The sequence below is a fragment of the Flavobacterium gawalongense genome (assembly GCF_007097265.1).
Taxonomy (GTDB): domain Bacteria; phylum Bacteroidota; class Bacteroidia; order Flavobacteriales; family Flavobacteriaceae; genus Flavobacterium; species Flavobacterium gawalongense.
The window spans coordinates 15,063-31,648 of record NZ_VJZP01000012.1; the positions used below are offsets into that span (position 1 = coordinate 15,063).

The window sequence follows — 16,586 nt, forward strand, 5'->3', positions numbered from 1 at the left end:
ATTTTAAAATAAATTAAAAAAAATAGTTATCGTCAAATAGCATGATTATATTAATTTTCTATCTTTGAAATGCTGAAAATTACCAATTTATGCATTTTTATGCGTATTTAAATAACATGTAAGGTCTTGTATATACTGGCTTAAGGAGTGATTAGACTACTATCCTTTTGGAATGCTAATTCCCAATAGACATGGGAACTCAGGAGCATATCGATACGGATTTCAAGGCCAAGAAAAAGACGATGAGCTGAAAGGCGAAGGGAATTCGTTGAATTATACCTTTAGGATGCACGACCCACGTATTGGACGCTTCTTTGCACCAGATCCTTTATTTAAAGACTACCCATATAACTCTTCTTATGCATTTAGTGAAAATAGAGTAATGGATGCTGTGGAATTAGAAGGACGTGAAGCGTTTTTTATTCATGGAACAATACTAGATAATATTTTTGTTAATGCCATTGGATATGGTGGTAAAGAAAATACTTATACTTTTGAAAAATTCAGTAATGGTCAAAACAAATATATAGTCAATAATTTAAGACCAGTTCTGGGAAATAAGACTTCGAATGTTGCTTTTGAATGGGATGGTGATAATTCAGATGGAGCGAGACAGTCAGCGGCAGAACAATTAGTGGAGCATGTTTTGAAAAATAGAAAGCCAGGCGAACCAATTTCTCTTGTTGGTCATAGCCATGGCGGAAATGTAGCGATTGAAGCTGCTAATATTTTAGTTAAGAAGCATAAAATACAGGCTAATGAGATTACTGTCGTTGCTATAAACACTCCTATGCAAAAAGAGATTACTCTTGAAAATAAAGATGTGAGACTAATTGCAATTAGCGCAAAAGGAGATTTGATTCAAGCTGCTGCGTCAGAATCAAAGTGGAGTGAAAACAATAATGTTAAAAATACAGATTTTAGTATTTTCTATGATGATAAAGAGGGAGGATTGGATGTTGACCATGTTGGACCGTCAAGTGCAAATGTAAAAGAATGGTTGCCCAAATTAGTAAAAGAGATAAATGATCAAAAAAAGGAAAAAGCTACTTATGAAAAAAGATTAAATGCACATAAAAAAGCAAATCCTAGTGAAAAAAAAGCAGATAATAGCGGCGGAATAGCTAATCCTAGAGATTTTTAATTATGAAAAAGTATTATTGTTTATTTTTTGTTATAGCAATCTTCATGTCTTCTTGTAAAAGAAAAAGAGATTGTAATGTTGAACCTATATCATTAAGTGTAATGGATACAACCAAACTTAAAGGCGATTTAATTTTTAAGAATGAAAAAGGGGTAATAGATTCATTAGTGTTATTAGATTACCATAATGGTGTTTCTAAAGAATCTATACAAACCTTAATGAATAAGACGGACTGCGAGCATAGTATAGGTTATAATTATGAATCCAGTAATGGAAATGGAATTGTTGTAGCAAGTTTGGAAAAGAATGAAGATAAAAAATATTCTTTTTCTGTAAGTGGTTTTTGTCTTTTTAAAAATTTTCCAATGAATCAAAAAGAAGTAAGTAGAGATTCATTGTTAATTGTAAAAGTTGATAGTTGTGAGAATTCTAAATTTAAAGAATTAGCCTTTAGAAAGTTCAGACTTGAATATTTTATCACCCAAAATGGTGATACTTGGAAACCAATAAAATTTATATCAAAGGATTTGAAAAAATAAATAATTACGTAAACAAGAACCACTCTATAAAAGGAGTGGTTTTTATTACATTTACACACGTTCTTACATAGAAAAACTGGCTTCTTTTGGAATGCTAATTCCTAATAGACATGGGAACTCAGGAGCTTATCGATACGGCTTCCAGGGGCAGGAAATGGATAATGAAATCAAAGGCGAAGGAAATTCGATTAACTATACCTTTAGGATGCACGACCCTAGAGTTGGTAGGTTTTTTGCAACTGACCCACTTTTCAGAGAATATCCTCATAATAGTCCTTATGCTTTTAGTGAAAATAGGGTTATTGATGGTGTAGAATTAGAAGGGTTAGAATACTACACTGTTCATATTAAGCAAGATATAAATGGGAATAGGTCTTTGATGAAAGTTGTTTCACACAGAGATACTAAAAACGGGTACGGCGAATTAGGAAAAGGAATAGCTTATCAGTTTCACACAGTTATACGTTCAGGGCGTAATAAAGGCTTAGAAAGTGGCTATACAATTATAAGAGAAAACCTTCATGGAATATATCAAGGAGGAGACAATCCTAAAAAGTTTTGGGAAGATATAAATCCAAAAACAGGAGATTACCCAGATGATTATCAATTCGCGCCGATTGATGAAACTGATGCTAATGGTTTACAACACGATTTGGATTATGACGATGATGAAATTGTAGGCGTTTCAGGTATTCTTGATAAGAAATCGACTAAAGCAAATAATGACTATATCGAAAGAGCTAAAAAGACGATTGCAAAATATGAAAAAGGTGGGGTAGATAATGTAACAGGGAAAAAAGTTACAAAAGAAACGAGGGATGCAGCAGCATTTGGAAAAAATGGATTTAGTTTTGCTGAATATTTTAAAGATCAGCCTGCCACAGATATAGATACTTCAAAATTTGTACTACCAGATGAAAGAACTGAAAGTAAGGTAAAAGTGGATAATACAAGAGTTATAAAAAAATAGTTTATGAAAACCTAGGTACTGTGTATAATGGATTGTAAATCAGAGGAGCGTAGAGAAAAAACAGAAGAGCCAAAAGCCAATTAAAGGAATAAAATTTAACAAAACTATTTTACCGGAAATAAAGAAGCAATAAGTTGAAAAATGAAAAAATTACTTAAAATGATTACTTTAGTTATCCTCGTTGTGTTAATTTATTTTGCCTACAATTTGTACCGTTTGTATCGTCTTGCTCCTAATGGAGCTAAGGCTTATTCAACGTACTCTTTCCCAAATTCTAAATATTATTTAGAAAATAAGATAGATTCGTTAGTTCAATTTGATAAAAAAATATTTAGAAATCAATTAGATGATAATCCAACCGCTAAATTTTATAATACAGGAAGATATTTTACTATAAATATTGATAGTGTAGACTTTATTTTTAGGTATAAGGGAGATTCGTTAGACTGGGTAAACTCCAAGGATAGTATCAAAATATTTTTAACCTCGATAAATTCTTTTAAGAAAAGGAAGTTATCGAATGAAGAAAAACTTAAAATAGTTGAAGAGCAGTTCATAAATAGGTTAAGAGAGTAATGTAGTAGAGTGACCCAGCTGGCTTGAGCATTAAGTGTAATACAGGAGCTAGCGCGATGCGTCCCGCTCGTGCACACAAGCTGGGCATTTGCAACAATAATAAAAACAAAAAAGCAACTCGTAAATGAGTTGCTTTTGTTTTTAGTAATAATGATCTTTTAAGGAATAAACTTTCAGGATATTGTTTTCAATTTGATAAACGTAACGGTGTTCTTCGGTAATTCTACGAGACCATTTACCGGAAAGATGAAATTTCAAAGCTTCGGGTTTTCCGATTCCTTTTTCAGGGTTTTCTATGATGGCTTCTGTAAGTTTGGCAATTTTTTTTAGATTTTGCTTGTTACCCGTTTTAATCCAAAAAGCCAAATCTTCTTGGGCTTTCGGTAGGTGGACTATTTCCATAGACTATTCAATTCTTCCATTGTTACCTTTTTGCCTTTTCCAGCCTCATAATCTTTGTCTCCTTGCAGAATTTTTTCGACAAATTCAGGATTATAGGGTTTGTCTTTAGACATTTCAAACTTAATTTTAAGGGCTTTCATAAAAGCTTTTACGGCTTCTATTTGGGAAGCGTCTTCGGTGTATGCTGTGAAGTTAATTGCTTGCATAGTTTCGTTATTTAAAGTGCCAAGGCACTGGAAAGAGTCTGTTTTAATTTGATGTTATAAATAGCCATATCAATAATTGAAAAAATAGATTTTCTTTGATTTTCCTCTAATTGTTCCATTAATTGTATTTTCTCTACTAAAGTTTTGTCAAAAGAATCTATATCTGTAATGATTTTGTCTGAGTTAAAAATATCTACAATATCTACTCCTAAAGCATTGGCTATCCTTTCAATAGAGGAAAATTGAGGGTCAACTTTTCCATTCTCAATTTTAGAATATTGACTTGGGTTCATAACTAATGTCAAAGCGACTTCTTTTTGAGATAGTCCTTTCGCTTCCCTTATCTGTCTTATTTTTTCTCCTATGTTCATTTCGTAAAGTATTTACAATAACACAAAGGTAATTAAAATGTATTAAATGATACTTGTTTGAATTTTATTAAAAAACAAAATGTATTAATAAATACATTTTTATATATTTGCAAAATAGACTTATAAGTACAATATTTTTTTAAAACGTTTTTTAAATGGAAATACAGGAAATCAAACAAAACCTAACCCTCGCCACAATCCTACACCACTACGGCTTGAAACCCGATAAAAATAACCGTTTGCAATGTCCGTTCCACGAAGACAAAACTCCAAGTATGCAGGTGTATTACAAAACGCATACGGCTTATTGCTTTTCCAGCAATTGTAAAACCCACGGCAAAAGTTTAGATGTAATTGATATTGTGATGCATAAAGAAAATGTTACCAAACACGAAGCCATAAACAAATGCGTAGAAATGCTACGCCCCCTAACCCCCAAAGGGGGAATAAAAACACAGCCAATGAAGCTAACCCAAAGCCGTGAGCAATTTTTAGGGAATATGTTCCAGTACTTTAAAAATGCGGTGCACAGCAGTAAACCAACCCAGGAATATTTGCAAAGCAGGGCTTTGGATTTTAAGCAAATCGAAGTGGGTTACAATGCGGGACAGTTCCACCACGGGACACGAAAAGAAGAAAGCTTAATCAATCAATGCGTGGAATATGGTTTGTTGATAGATAAAAATATAGTCGGAAGAACTGGAGAAAAAGCCTATAATATTTTCGGGAAATGGAGTATTGTCTTTCCGTTGAAAAACCGCCACGAACAAGTGGTGTCGTTGTATTTTAGAAGCATCCTGAACGAGAAAGAGAGCAAACATTTTTACTTGAAAAACAGAACAGGACTTTATCCAAATTACCCCAAGAAAGAAACCAGAAAGTTGATTTTAACGGAAAGTATAATTGATTGTGCGAGTTTATTACAGATTACGGAAATAATCCAAAAAACACTGGATACTGAGCTTGTCGAAGTATTAGCGTGTTACGGAACAAACGGACTGAATGAAGAAATACAAAACGCAATTTTAGATCTAAAAGAATTGGAAGAAATTATTTTTGCTTTTGATAATGACGAAGCAGGAAACGAAGCCGTTAAAAAGTATGCAAATCAATTACGAATTACGAATGGAAAATTACGAATCAGCACAGTAGAACTGCCAAGCAAAGACATTAACGAAACCTTGCAACTTCACGAACCCGAGATATTTACGGAACTTTTAGAGAAAAGGAAATTTGTTTTTCTTTCAAATGACACTCTTTTAGGAAAGATTTCCGAAATAGAAGATTTGGACAATATAAACCCCATTGAGGGAGAAAATATAAGGGAACTCCAGGTCAAAAGTCAAAAGCCGTCAACCGCCATTGACTTTCTAAAAGCCAAAGATTTACTAAAAAGATTGGGAATAGAAATCGGAAAAGCGGGCATCGTCGGAGAAGAAAATTCACGATTATTATTGTTTTTAATTATTGTCAGTTATCTCAACAAACACCCAATCCACGGCATTGTGCAAGGAAGTTCAGGAAGCGGAAAAACTCATATTATTAGCCGAATTGCCGATTTAATGCCTAGTGAAGATGTGTTGCGATTTACAAGAATTACGGAAAGTTCTCTTTACAATTGGGGCGAGTTCGATTTGTTCCAAAAAATCATAATCATCGAAGATTTAGACGGACTGAAAGAAGACGCTTTATATGCTTTGAGAGAGTTAATTTCCAATCAATTTTTGAGCAGTTCGGTAAGTATCAAAGACAAAAAAGGCAATAACAAATCAGCAAAGAAAGAAGTGAAAGGACAGTTTTCCAGTTTAAGCGCAACCACAAAAGGCGAAACGTACGAGGATAATATGAGCCGTAGTTTTTTGATTGCAGTGGATGAAAGCAAGGAACAGACCCAAAGAATAATCAGCCATCAAAACCGCAGAAATGCAGGAGAAATCGACCCGAAAGCACAACAAAAAGCGGTACAGTTTATTCAACAAATGGTACGCTGTTTAAAGTATTATGAAGTGATAAATCCGTATGCCACACGATTGGAATTACCCGAAAAAGTACACAAGGTAAGACGATTAAACGAAATGTATCAGGCAGTAATAAAACAAGTTACGTTTTTGAATCAACACCAAAGACAACTCACTAAAGAAAATCAATTAATAACCCAAATCGAAGATATAGAACAAGCCACCGAAGTACTTTTTGAAAGCATTGTTTTGAAAGTGGATGAACTGGATGGAAGTTTAAGGCAGTTCTTTGAGCGATTGAAGAAGTATGTAAAAAATACCGATACGCCTTTCACTCAAAGGGAAATCCGCCAAGAATTGAATATCAGTAAAACCCAATTACAGCGGTTTATTAATAGTTTATTGGAATTGGAATACATTAAATATAAAGGAGGGTTTTCCAACAAAGGACTAAAATATGTTGTTGATTATTGGGATAATCATCAAAAATTAAGAACCGAAATTAAGGGCTTTTTGATTAAACAAATCGAGCAATTAAAGAACGAAAAGAAAAATTGAGTATGACCAAGAAAGTGATTATGACAAGGGTTTGGGTCGCTGTGGGTCGCTATTGGGTCGCTAAAAAATGCCGTTACCCCTTGATAAATATAGTTTTTTTGATAAAAATATAGCTAGCGACCCTAAACCCAAGAAAAGGAGTAAGCAAAAGGTATCATACAAGTAAAAACGTCATAATTGAAAGCAAATGTTTGAAGATGAAATCTACAATTATAGAAAAGAATTAGAAAACCTGGGATACAGCAAATCGATAGTAAATAATTATCCAAAATATGTGCAATCTTTTTTAGAATTTACCCAAGAATTACTGGAAAACATCAACGAAGAGCACATAAAAAACTACTCGAATTATCTGCAAAACAGACCCAATCAAAGGCGACAAGGAAAGTTAAGCGAGAGTTATATCCACAGCCAGCAACTGGCCATAAAAGGATTTTTTGATTACTTGGAAAGAATAGACCAAATCAAACGAAATCCATTTACTTTAAAACTGAAAAGTCCGAAGCATCAGCAAAGAATTGTACTCACACAATCGGAAATAAAAACACTCTACAAAACGGCTCAAACACCGGAAGAAACCATCATTTTACACTTGTGTTACGGTTGTGGATTACGAAGATCAGAAGTAATAAATTTGAATACAAAAGACATCGATTTAGAGAAAAAGCTACTTTACGTTAGAAAAGGGAAAAACAAAAAAAGACGAGTAATGCCACTTACTGAAACCATTATAAAAGACTTTTCCAATTACATAGAAATCAATACTTTCTTTAATAAAATAAGTGAACCTTTTTTAGTCAATCAATCGGGAAAACGAATGAGCGGAGATATGATTTACAGCATCTTTAAAACCCTTTTAAAAAGAACCAAAAACCTAAAACCCGAAACTTTTACATTGCACAGTTTACGCCACTCTATTGCAACGCATTTGCTTGAAAATGATATGAGTGTAGAAATGGTCAGGGACTTTTTAGGACATAGTCAACTATCAACAACACAAATTTATACACGGATAAATCAATTAAATATGCGATGAATTTACAAGAATATTTAGAACAGAATCTACAAAAATCAACAGCAAAAAACTACTTATATGAAATCAATAAATTTACTTTATTAAACAGAAATACAGAACATTACAACTATAAAAACGTAATGGAATATGTGGAAATAATACGAAAAAACTACGAACCCGCTTCCATTATTAGAATACTATCTGCACTCAAAAAATACTATGATTATTTAGTAAATACAGGAATCAGAAAAGACAACCCAGCCAGAGCCATACAACTACGGGACATCAAGAAAAAACCAATCCAATTACAGGATTTATTTACCGATAACGAACTGCAAAAACTACTGGAACCAAGAAAAGAAAGGTATCAATTATTAGCAAAAAGAAACCAAATCATAATGGGTTTATTGGTCAATCAAGCCTTAAAAATAGGCGAAATTATCCAAATCAAAACAACAGATATTTTCCTGGAGAAAGCCCAAATAAACATCACTGGAACAACACAAACCAACAACAGAATTTTACCATTAAAAGCCGAACAAATCCTTTTGTTTTATAACTATTTAGAGAATAGAAATCATACTTCAAATGTGTTTTTATTGAATAAATTAAACAGTCCAATTACTGGGGAAGACATCAATTATTTAATCTCAACGTATCAAAATCAATTTGCCAAAAAGCTTACTTCTATAACGATACGGCAAAGCGTAATCACCAATCTTTTAACCAAAGGAAACGACTTGAGGATGGTTCAGGAATTCGCCGGACACAAATATCTGGACACAACGGAAAAATACAAACAAACCGGAATAAAGGCGTTGCAGAATGCCATTGAAAAACACCATCCAATACAATGATTTTTGAATTAGATTTTAGGTTTAAAAAGAAACAATCTGCAAATAAACAGCAGGCAATAAAGCGGTCTCCCTTCGGTCGCTTCCTTTGTTCCGCTGGGCTGTTCCAGTCAGTCGTTCCTCCTTCCGTTCCACAGACCACTTGCCACCAAAAAAAAGAGCAGCCAAGAAAAATGGCAGCTCTTTTTTTGTTGTCTGCGTTCCCAGTCTCCACACGGTCGCTTCCTGCGTTCGTCGGGGCTACTACATCCGCAACACCATCCCGCCCGAAAAAAGGCGGGACCGTGTTTGCGTCTGTCGCCCCTTGTTTTTTCAGCGGTTGCTCTTTCGCCCAGCCATCGGGGTTTGCTCCGTTATCACTTTGCATTTGAATAAGGAACGCTAACGCTGATTTATATTTTTTCCCCGCCGTTTCACGCTCCTAGTCCTTCTCTCCACTTCGCAAAAGCTACGTTCCGTTCTCGGTCTAGGGTGTCTGTTCGATGCCGCAACACCGCGTGGCGCTCCTCGAAAAAAAATTCCGTAAAAACTCCATTTTTTTCTGCGGTGCTTCGGGGTGTTATTGTAAAGCCGTATAATCGCCAAAAGGCTATGCTCATTTTTTTGGAAGAATGCCAGGGGAATTTAGTGCAAAAAGAGACTTTACGTTTTGGCATTCTTCCAAAAAAATCGAGCGCACAATTAAAGACAATCAGGGAAGTTTAGGCAAAATCGGAATGCCCGGGCTTTTTTGGAAACTTATTTTGATGGAATTGAAATCTTATTTTTTTTCAGATGAAAAATAAAAATCTGCAAATCCAATCGAGCTTTTTTTTTCAACTGAAAAAGACTATTTTTGAAATGAAAATGTACGTTCTTTTGATAGATTGAGTAGGGATTTTGAGCAAAACTAAGCGCTCGCGCGAGGCAAATATTGAGCAGGAATCTATTGGTACGGATTCCAAGGACAGGAAATGGATAATGAATTGAAAGGCGAAGGAAATTCGATTAACTATACCTTTAGGATGCACGACCCTAGAGTTGGTAGGTTTTTTGCAACTGACCCACTTTTCAGAGAATATCCTCATAATAGTCCTTATGCTTTTAGTGAAAATAGGGTTATTGATGGTGTAGAATTAGAAGGGTTAGAATACTACACTGTTCATATTAAGCAAGATATAAATGGGAATAGGTCTTTGATGAAAGTTGTTTCACACAGAGATACTAAAAACGGGTACGGCGAATTAGGAAAAGGAATAGCTTATCAGTTTCACACAGTTATACGTTCAGGGCGTAATAAAGGCTTAGAAAGTGGCTATACAATTATAAGAGAAAACCTTCATGGAATATATCAAGGAGGAGACAATCCTAAAAAGTTTTGGGAAGATATAAATCCAAAAACAGGAGATTACCCAGATGATTATCAATTCGCGCCGATTGATGAAACTGATGCTAATGGTTTACAACACGATTTGGATTATGACGATGATGAAATTGTAGGCGTTTCAGGTATTCTTGATAAGAAATCGACTAAAGCAAATAATGACTATATCGAAAGAGCTAAAAAGACGATTGCAAAATATGAAAAAGGTGGGGTAGATAATGTAACAGGGAAAAAAGTTACAAAAGAAACGAGGGATGCAGCAGCATTTGGAAAAAATGGATTTAGTTTTGCTGAATATTTTAAAGATCAGCCTGCCACAGATATAGATACTTCAAAATTTGTACTACCAGATGAAAGAACTGAAAGTAAGGTAAAAGTGGATAATACAAGAGTTATAAAAAAATAGTTTATGAAAACCTAGGTACTGTGTATAATGGATTGTAAATCAGAGGAGCGTAGAGAAAAAACAGAAGAGCCAAAAGCCAATTAAAGGAATAAAATTTAACAAAACTATTTTACCGGAAATAAAGAAGCAATAAGTTGAAAAATGAAAAAATTACTTAAAATGATTACTTTAGTTATCCTCGTTGTGTTAATTTATTTTGCCTACAATTTGTACCGTTTGTATCGTCTTGCTCCTAATGGAGCTAAGGCTTATTCAACGTACTCTTTCCCAAATTCTAAATATTATTTAGAAAATAAGATAGATTCGTTAGTTCAATTTGATAAAAAAATATTTAGAAATCAATTAGATGATAATCCAACCGCTAAATTTTATAATACAGGAAGATATTTTACTATAAATATTGATAGTGTAGACTTTATTTTTAGGTATAAGGGAGATTCGTTAGACTGGGTAAACTCCAAGGATAGTATCAAAATATTTTTAACCTCGATAAATTCTTTTAAGAAAAGGAAGTTATCGAATGAAGAAAAACTTAAAATAGTTGAAGAGCAGTTCATAAATAGGTTAAGAGAGTAATGTAGTAGAGTGACCCAGCTGGCTTGAGCATTAAGTGTAATACAGGAGCTAGCGCGATGCGTCCCGCTCGTGCACACAAGCTGGGCATTTGCAACAATAATAAAAACAAAAAAGCAACTCGTAAATGAGTTGCTTTTGTTTTTAGTAATAATGATCTTTTAAGGAATAAACTTTCAGGATATTGTTTTCAATTTGATAAACGTAACGGTGTTCTTCGGTAATTCTACGAGACCATTTACCGGAAAGATGAAATTTCAAAGCTTCGGGTTTTCCGATTCCTTTTTCAGGGTTTTCTATGATGGCTTCTGTAAGTTTGGCAATTTTTTTTAGATTTTGCTTGTTACCCGTTTTAATCCAAAAAGCCAAATCTTCTTGGGCTTTCGGTAGGTGGACTATTTCCATAGACTATTCAATTCTTCCATTGTTACCTTTTTGCCTTTTCCAGCCTCATAATCTTTGTCTCCTTGCAGAATTTTTTCGACAAATTCAGGATTATAGGGTTTGTCTTTAGACATTTCAAACTTAATTTTAAGGGCTTTCATAAAAGCTTTTACGGCTTCTATTTGGGAAGCGTCTTCGGTGTATGCTGTGAAGTTAATTGCTTGCATAGTTTCGTTATTTAAAGTGCCAAGGCACTGGAAAGAGTCTGTTTTAATTTGATGTTATAAATAGCCATATCAATAATTGAAAAAATAGATTTTCTTTGATTTTCCTCTAATTGTTCCATTAATTGTATTTTCTCTACTAAAGTTTTGTCAAAAGAATCTATATCTGTAATGATTTTGTCTGAGTTAAAAATATCTACAATATCTACTCCTAAAGCATTGGCTATCCTTTCAATAGAGGAAAATTGAGGGTCAACTTTTCCATTCTCAATTTTAGAATATTGACTTGGGTTCATAACTAATGTCAAAGCGACTTCTTTTTGAGATAGTCCTTTCGCTTCCCTTATCTGTCTTATTTTTTCTCCTATGTTCATTTCGTAAAGTATTTACAATAACACAAAGGTAATTAAAATGTATTAAATGATACTTGTTTGAATTTTATTAAAAAACAAAATGTATTAATAAATACATTTTTATATATTTGCAAAATAGACTTATAAGTACAATATTTTTTTAAAACGTTTTTTAAATGGAAATACAGGAAATCAAACAAAACCTAACCCTCGCCACAATCCTACACCACTACGGCTTGAAACCCGATAAAAATAACCGTTTGCAATGTCCGTTCCACGAAGACAAAACTCCAAGTATGCAGGTGTATTACAAAACGCATACGGCTTATTGCTTTTCCAGCAATTGTAAAACCCACGGCAAAAGTTTAGATGTAATTGATATTGTGATGCATAAAGAAAATGTTACCAAACACGAAGCCATAAACAAATGCGTAGAAATGCTACGCCCCCTAACCCCCAAAGGGGGAATAAAAACACAGCCAATGAAGCTAACCCAAAGCCGTGAGCAATTTTTAGGGAATATGTTCCAGTACTTTAAAAATGCGGTGCACAGCAGTAAACCAACCCAGGAATATTTGCAAAGCAGGGCTTTGGATTTTAAGCAAATCGAAGTGGGTTACAATGCGGGACAGTTCCACCACGGGACACGAAAAGAAGAAAGCTTAATCAATCAATGCGTGGAATATGGTTTGTTGATAGATAAAAATATAGTCGGAAGAACTGGAGAAAAAGCCTATAATATTTTCGGGAAATGGAGTATTGTCTTTCCGTTGAAAAACCGCCACGAACAAGTGGTGTCGTTGTATTTTAGAAGCATCCTGAACGAGAAAGAGAGCAAACATTTTTACTTGAAAAACAGAACAGGACTTTATCCAAATTACCCCAAGAAAGAAACCAGAAAGTTGATTTTAACGGAAAGTATAATTGATTGTGCGAGTTTATTACAGATTACGGAAATAATCCAAAAAACACTGGATACTGAGCTTGTCGAAGTATTAGCGTGTTACGGAACAAACGGACTGAATGAAGAAATACAAAACGCAATTTTAGATCTAAAAGAATTGGAAGAAATTATTTTTGCTTTTGATAATGACGAAGCAGGAAACGAAGCCGTTAAAAAGTATGCAAATCAATTACGAATTACGAATGGAAAATTACGAATCAGCACAGTAGAACTGCCAAGCAAAGACATTAACGAAACCTTGCAACTTCACGAACCCGAGATATTTACGGAACTTTTAGAGAAAAGGAAATTTGTTTTTCTTTCAAATGACACTCTTTTAGGAAAGATTTCCGAAATAGAAGATTTGGACAATATAAACCCCATTGAGGGAGAAAATATAAGGGAACTCCAGGTCAAAAGTCAAAAGCCGTCAACCGCCATTGACTTTCTAAAAGCCAAAGATTTACTAAAAAGATTGGGAATAGAAATCGGAAAAGCGGGCATCGTCGGAGAAGAAAATTCACGATTATTATTGTTTTTAATTATTGTCAGTTATCTCAACAAACACCCAATCCACGGCATTGTGCAAGGAAGTTCAGGAAGCGGAAAAACTCATATTATTAGCCGAATTGCCGATTTAATGCCTAGTGAAGATGTGTTGCGATTTACAAGAATTACGGAAAGTTCTCTTTACAATTGGGGCGAGTTCGATTTGTTCCAAAAAATCATAATCATCGAAGATTTAGACGGACTGAAAGAAGACGCTTTATATGCTTTGAGAGAGTTAATTTCCAATCAATTTTTGAGCAGTTCGGTAAGTATCAAAGACAAAAAAGGCAATAACAAATCAGCAAAGAAAGAAGTGAAAGGACAGTTTTCCAGTTTAAGCGCAACCACAAAAGGCGAAACGTACGAGGATAATATGAGCCGTAGTTTTTTGATTGCAGTGGATGAAAGCAAGGAACAGACCCAAAGAATAATCAGCCATCAAAACCGCAGAAATGCAGGAGAAATCGACCCGAAAGCACAACAAAAAGCGGTACAGTTTATTCAACAAATGGTACGCTGTTTAAAGTATTATGAAGTGATAAATCCGTATGCCACACGATTGGAATTACCCGAAAAAGTACACAAGGTAAGACGATTAAACGAAATGTATCAGGCAGTAATAAAACAAGTTACGTTTTTGAATCAACACCAAAGACAACTCACTAAAGAAAATCAATTAATAACCCAAATCGAAGATATAGAACAAGCCACCGAAGTACTTTTTGAAAGCATTGTTTTGAAAGTGGATGAACTGGATGGAAGTTTAAGGCAGTTCTTTGAGCGATTGAAGAAGTATGTAAAAAATACCGATACGCCTTTCACTCAAAGGGAAATCCGCCAAGAATTGAATATCAGTAAAACCCAATTACAGCGGTTTATTAATAGTTTATTGGAATTGGAATACATTAAATATAAAGGAGGGTTTTCCAACAAAGGACTAAAATATGTTGTTGATTATTGGGATAATCATCAAAAATTAAGAACCGAAATTAAGGGCTTTTTGATTAAACAAATCGAGCAATTAAAGAACGAAAAGAAAAATTGAGTATGACCAAGAAAGTGATTATGACAAGGGTTTGGGTCGCTGTGGGTCGCTATTGGGTCGCTAAAAAATGCCGTTACCCCTTGATAAATATAGTTTTTTTGATAAAAATATAGCTAGCGACCCTAAACCCAAGAAAAGGAGTAAGCAAAAGGTATCATACAAGTAAAAACGTCATAATTGAAAGCAAATGTTTGAAGATGAAATCTACAATTATAGAAAAGAATTAGAAAACCTGGGATACAGCAAATCGATAGTAAATAATTATCCAAAATATGTGCAATCTTTTTTAGAATTTACCCAAGAATTACTGGAAAACATCAACGAAGAGCACATAAAAAACTACTCGAATTATCTGCAAAACAGACCCAATCAAAGGCGACAAGGAAAGTTAAGCGAGAGTTATATCCACAGCCAGCAACTGGCCATAAAAGGATTTTTTGATTACTTGGAAAGAATAGACCAAATCAAACGAAATCCATTTACTTTAAAACTGAAAAGTCCGAAGCATCAGCAAAGAATTGTACTCACACAATCGGAAATAAAAACACTCTACAAAACGGCTCAAACACCGGAAGAAACCATCATTTTACACTTGTGTTACGGTTGTGGATTACGAAGATCAGAAGTAATAAATTTGAATACAAAAGACATCGATTTAGAGAAAAAGCTACTTTACGTTAGAAAAGGGAAAAACAAAAAAAGACGAGTAATGCCACTTACTGAAACCATTATAAAAGACTTTTCCAATTACATAGAAATCAATACTTTCTTTAATAAAATAAGTGAACCTTTTTTAGTCAATCAATCGGGAAAACGAATGAGCGGAGATATGATTTACAGCATCTTTAAAACCCTTTTAAAAAGAACCAAAAACCTAAAACCCGAAACTTTTACATTGCACAGTTTACGCCACTCTATTGCAACGCATTTGCTTGAAAATGATATGAGTGTAGAAATGGTCAGGGACTTTTTAGGACATAGTCAACTATCAACAACACAAATTTATACACGGATAAATCAATTAAATATGCGATGAATTTACAAGAATATTTAGAACAGAATCTACAAAAATCAACAGCAAAAAACTACTTATATGAAATCAATAAATTTACTTTATTAAACAGAAATACAGAACATTACAACTATAAAAACGTAATGGAATATGTGGAAATAATACGAAAAAACTACGAACCCGCTTCCATTATTAGAATACTATCTGCACTCAAAAAATACTATGATTATTTAGTAAATACAGGAATCAGAAAAGACAACCCAGCCAGAGCCATACAACTACGGGACATCAAGAAAAAACCAATCCAATTACAGGATTTATTTACCGATAACGAACTGCAAAAACTACTGGAACCAAGAAAAGAAAGGTATCAATTATTAGCAAAAAGAAACCAAATCATAATGGGTTTATTGGTCAATCAAGCCTTAAAAATAGGCGAAATTATCCAAATCAAAACAACAGATATTTTCCTGGAGAAAGCCCAAATAAACATCACTGGAACAACACAAACCAACAACAGAATTTTACCATTAAAAGCCGAACAAATCCTTTTGTTTTATAACTATTTAGAGAATAGAAATCATACTTCAAATGTGTTTTTATTGAATAAATTAAACAGTCCAATTACTGGGGAAGACATCAATTATTTAATCTCAACGTATCAAAATCAATTTGCCAAAAAGCTTACTTCTATAACGATACGGCAAAGCGTAATCACCAATCTTTTAACCAAAGGAAACGACTTGAGGATGGTTCAGGAATTCGCCGGACACAAATATCTGGACACAACGGAAAAATACAAACAAACCGGAATAAAGGCGTTGCAGAATGCCATTGAAAAACACCATCCAATACAATGATTTTTGAATTAGATTTTAGGTTTAAAAAGAAACAATCTGCAAATAAACAGCAGGCAATAAAGCGGTCTCCCTTCGGTCGCTTCCTTTGTTCCGCTGGGCTGTTCCAGTCAGTCGTTCCTCCTTCCGTTCCACAGACCACTTGCCACCAAAAAAAAGAGCAGCCAAGAAAAATGGCAGCTCTTTTTTTGTTGTCTGCGTTCCCAGTCTCCACACGGTCGCTTCCTGCGTTCGTCGGGGCTACTACATCCGCAACACCATCCCGCCCGAAAAAAGGCGGGACC

The 16,586-nt window shown here is 34.3% G+C and carries 18 protein-coding genes and 1 pseudogene; 13 read left to right on the forward strand and 6 right to left on the reverse strand.

The window, feature by feature from the left end; genetic code table 11:
• Positions 1-169 precede the first annotated feature (169 nt).
• From FNW38_RS17905 to FNW38_RS08490, 5 genes and pseudogenes are all read left to right on the forward strand, one after another.
• Positions 170-391 (forward strand): annotated as a pseudogene (locus FNW38_RS17905) (RHS repeat-associated core domain-containing protein); the annotation flags it as partial.
• Entirely contained in the window at positions 383-1,144 is a 762-nt protein-coding gene (locus tag FNW38_RS08475; protein WP_262710874.1) for an alpha/beta hydrolase, read from the forward strand. The pseudogene FNW38_RS17905 and the gene FNW38_RS08475, both read left to right, overlap by 9 nt.
• A gap of 101 nt (positions 1,145-1,245) precedes the next feature.
• Entirely contained in the window at positions 1,246-1,683 is a 438-nt protein-coding gene (locus FNW38_RS08480; RefSeq protein ID WP_144265600.1) for a hypothetical protein, read from the forward strand.
• Between the two features lie 91 nt (positions 1,684-1,774).
• Complete coding sequence (locus tag FNW38_RS08485) at positions 1,775-2,653, forward strand: RHS repeat-associated core domain-containing protein (RefSeq protein ID WP_144064780.1); 879 nt, start codon at positions 1,775-1,777, stop codon at positions 2,651-2,653.
• A gap of 141 nt (positions 2,654-2,794) precedes the next feature.
• Positions 2,795-3,229 (forward strand): hypothetical protein, encoded by a 435-nt coding sequence (locus tag FNW38_RS08490; RefSeq protein ID WP_143388986.1) that lies wholly within the window; start codon positions 2,795-2,797, stop codon positions 3,227-3,229.
• A 141-nt stretch (positions 3,230-3,370) separates the two neighbouring features.
• Here FNW38_RS08490 and FNW38_RS08495 read toward each other — a convergent pair whose 3' ends face one another.
• From FNW38_RS08495 to FNW38_RS08505, 3 genes are read right to left on the reverse strand one after another with little or no spacing between them, the layout of a single operon-like run.
• A complete protein-coding gene (locus tag FNW38_RS08495) occupies positions 3,371-3,631 on the reverse strand; it encodes a Txe/YoeB family addiction module toxin (protein WP_143388987.1) in 261 nt (86 codons plus the stop codon).
• Positions 3,622-3,837 (reverse strand): DUF2683 family protein, encoded by a 216-nt coding sequence (locus FNW38_RS08500; RefSeq protein WP_143388988.1) that lies wholly within the window; start codon positions 3,835-3,837, stop codon positions 3,622-3,624. Before FNW38_RS08500 ends, FNW38_RS08495 begins: the two co-directional genes overlap by 10 nt.
• Positions 3,838-3,848: 11 nt before the next feature.
• The gene (locus tag FNW38_RS08505) at positions 3,849-4,208 is read right to left on the reverse strand and encodes a helix-turn-helix domain-containing protein (protein ID WP_143388989.1); all 360 of its coding nucleotides are present in this window, start codon (positions 4,206-4,208) and stop codon (positions 3,849-3,851) included.
• Between the two features lie 155 nt (positions 4,209-4,363).
• Between FNW38_RS08505 and FNW38_RS08510 the strand changes: the two genes are divergently transcribed.
• The 5 genes from FNW38_RS08510 (at position 4,364) to FNW38_RS08530 (ending at position 10,938) form a co-directional block, all read left to right on the forward strand.
• Entirely contained in the window at positions 4,364-6,724 is a 2,361-nt protein-coding gene (locus FNW38_RS08510) for a toprim domain-containing protein (protein ID WP_143388990.1), read from the forward strand.
• A gap of 187 nt (positions 6,725-6,911) precedes the next feature.
• Positions 6,912-7,760 (forward strand): tyrosine-type recombinase/integrase, encoded by an 849-nt coding sequence (locus FNW38_RS08515; RefSeq protein ID WP_144064781.1) that lies wholly within the window; start codon positions 6,912-6,914, stop codon positions 7,758-7,760.
• On the forward strand, positions 7,757-8,596 hold the full coding sequence (locus FNW38_RS08520; protein WP_143389002.1) for a tyrosine-type recombinase/integrase: 840 nt from the start codon (positions 7,757-7,759) through the stop codon (positions 8,594-8,596). The genes FNW38_RS08515 and FNW38_RS08520 overlap by 4 nt, the downstream gene beginning before the upstream one ends.
• Before the next feature lie 1,001 nt (positions 8,597-9,597).
• Positions 9,598-10,362 (forward strand): hypothetical protein, encoded by a 765-nt coding sequence (locus FNW38_RS08525; RefSeq protein WP_144064782.1) that lies wholly within the window; start codon positions 9,598-9,600, stop codon positions 10,360-10,362.
• 141 nt (positions 10,363-10,503) lie between these two features.
• The gene (locus FNW38_RS08530; RefSeq protein ID WP_143388986.1) at positions 10,504-10,938 is read left to right on the forward strand and encodes a hypothetical protein; all 435 of its coding nucleotides are present in this window, start codon (positions 10,504-10,506) and stop codon (positions 10,936-10,938) included.
• A 141-nt stretch (positions 10,939-11,079) separates the two neighbouring features.
• Here FNW38_RS08530 and FNW38_RS08535 read toward each other — a convergent pair whose 3' ends face one another.
• Genes FNW38_RS08535 through FNW38_RS08545 form a run of 3 tightly spaced genes read right to left on the reverse strand, consistent with a single transcriptional unit; the run spans position 11,080 to position 11,917 of the window.
• Positions 11,080-11,340 carry a Txe/YoeB family addiction module toxin gene (locus tag FNW38_RS08535; RefSeq protein ID WP_143388987.1) on the reverse strand — a complete coding sequence of 87 codons (261 nt, stop codon included), beginning with the start codon at positions 11,338-11,340 and terminating at the stop codon, positions 11,080-11,082.
• Complete coding sequence (locus FNW38_RS08540; protein WP_143388988.1) at positions 11,331-11,546, reverse strand: DUF2683 family protein; 216 nt, start codon at positions 11,544-11,546, stop codon at positions 11,331-11,333. Before FNW38_RS08540 ends, FNW38_RS08535 begins: the two co-directional genes overlap by 10 nt.
• Before the next feature lie 11 nt (positions 11,547-11,557).
• Positions 11,558-11,917, reverse strand: coding sequence for a helix-turn-helix domain-containing protein (locus FNW38_RS08545; protein WP_143388989.1), 360 nt, complete (start codon positions 11,915-11,917; stop codon positions 11,558-11,560).
• 155 nt (positions 11,918-12,072) lie between these two features.
• Between FNW38_RS08545 and FNW38_RS08550 the strand changes: the two genes are divergently transcribed.
• The 3 genes from FNW38_RS08550 to FNW38_RS08560 all read left to right on the forward strand — a co-directional run bounded on the left by FNW38_RS08550 (position 12,073) and on the right by FNW38_RS08560 (position 16,305).
• A complete protein-coding gene (locus tag FNW38_RS08550; protein WP_143388990.1) occupies positions 12,073-14,433 on the forward strand; it encodes a toprim domain-containing protein in 2,361 nt (786 codons plus the stop codon).
• A 187-nt stretch (positions 14,434-14,620) separates the two neighbouring features.
• Positions 14,621-15,469, forward strand: coding sequence for a tyrosine-type recombinase/integrase (locus FNW38_RS08555; protein ID WP_144064781.1), 849 nt, complete (start codon positions 14,621-14,623; stop codon positions 15,467-15,469).
• The gene (locus tag FNW38_RS08560; protein WP_143389002.1) at positions 15,466-16,305 is read left to right on the forward strand and encodes a tyrosine-type recombinase/integrase; all 840 of its coding nucleotides are present in this window, start codon (positions 15,466-15,468) and stop codon (positions 16,303-16,305) included. Before FNW38_RS08555 ends, FNW38_RS08560 begins: the two co-directional genes overlap by 4 nt.
• Positions 16,306-16,586 lie beyond the last annotated feature (281 nt).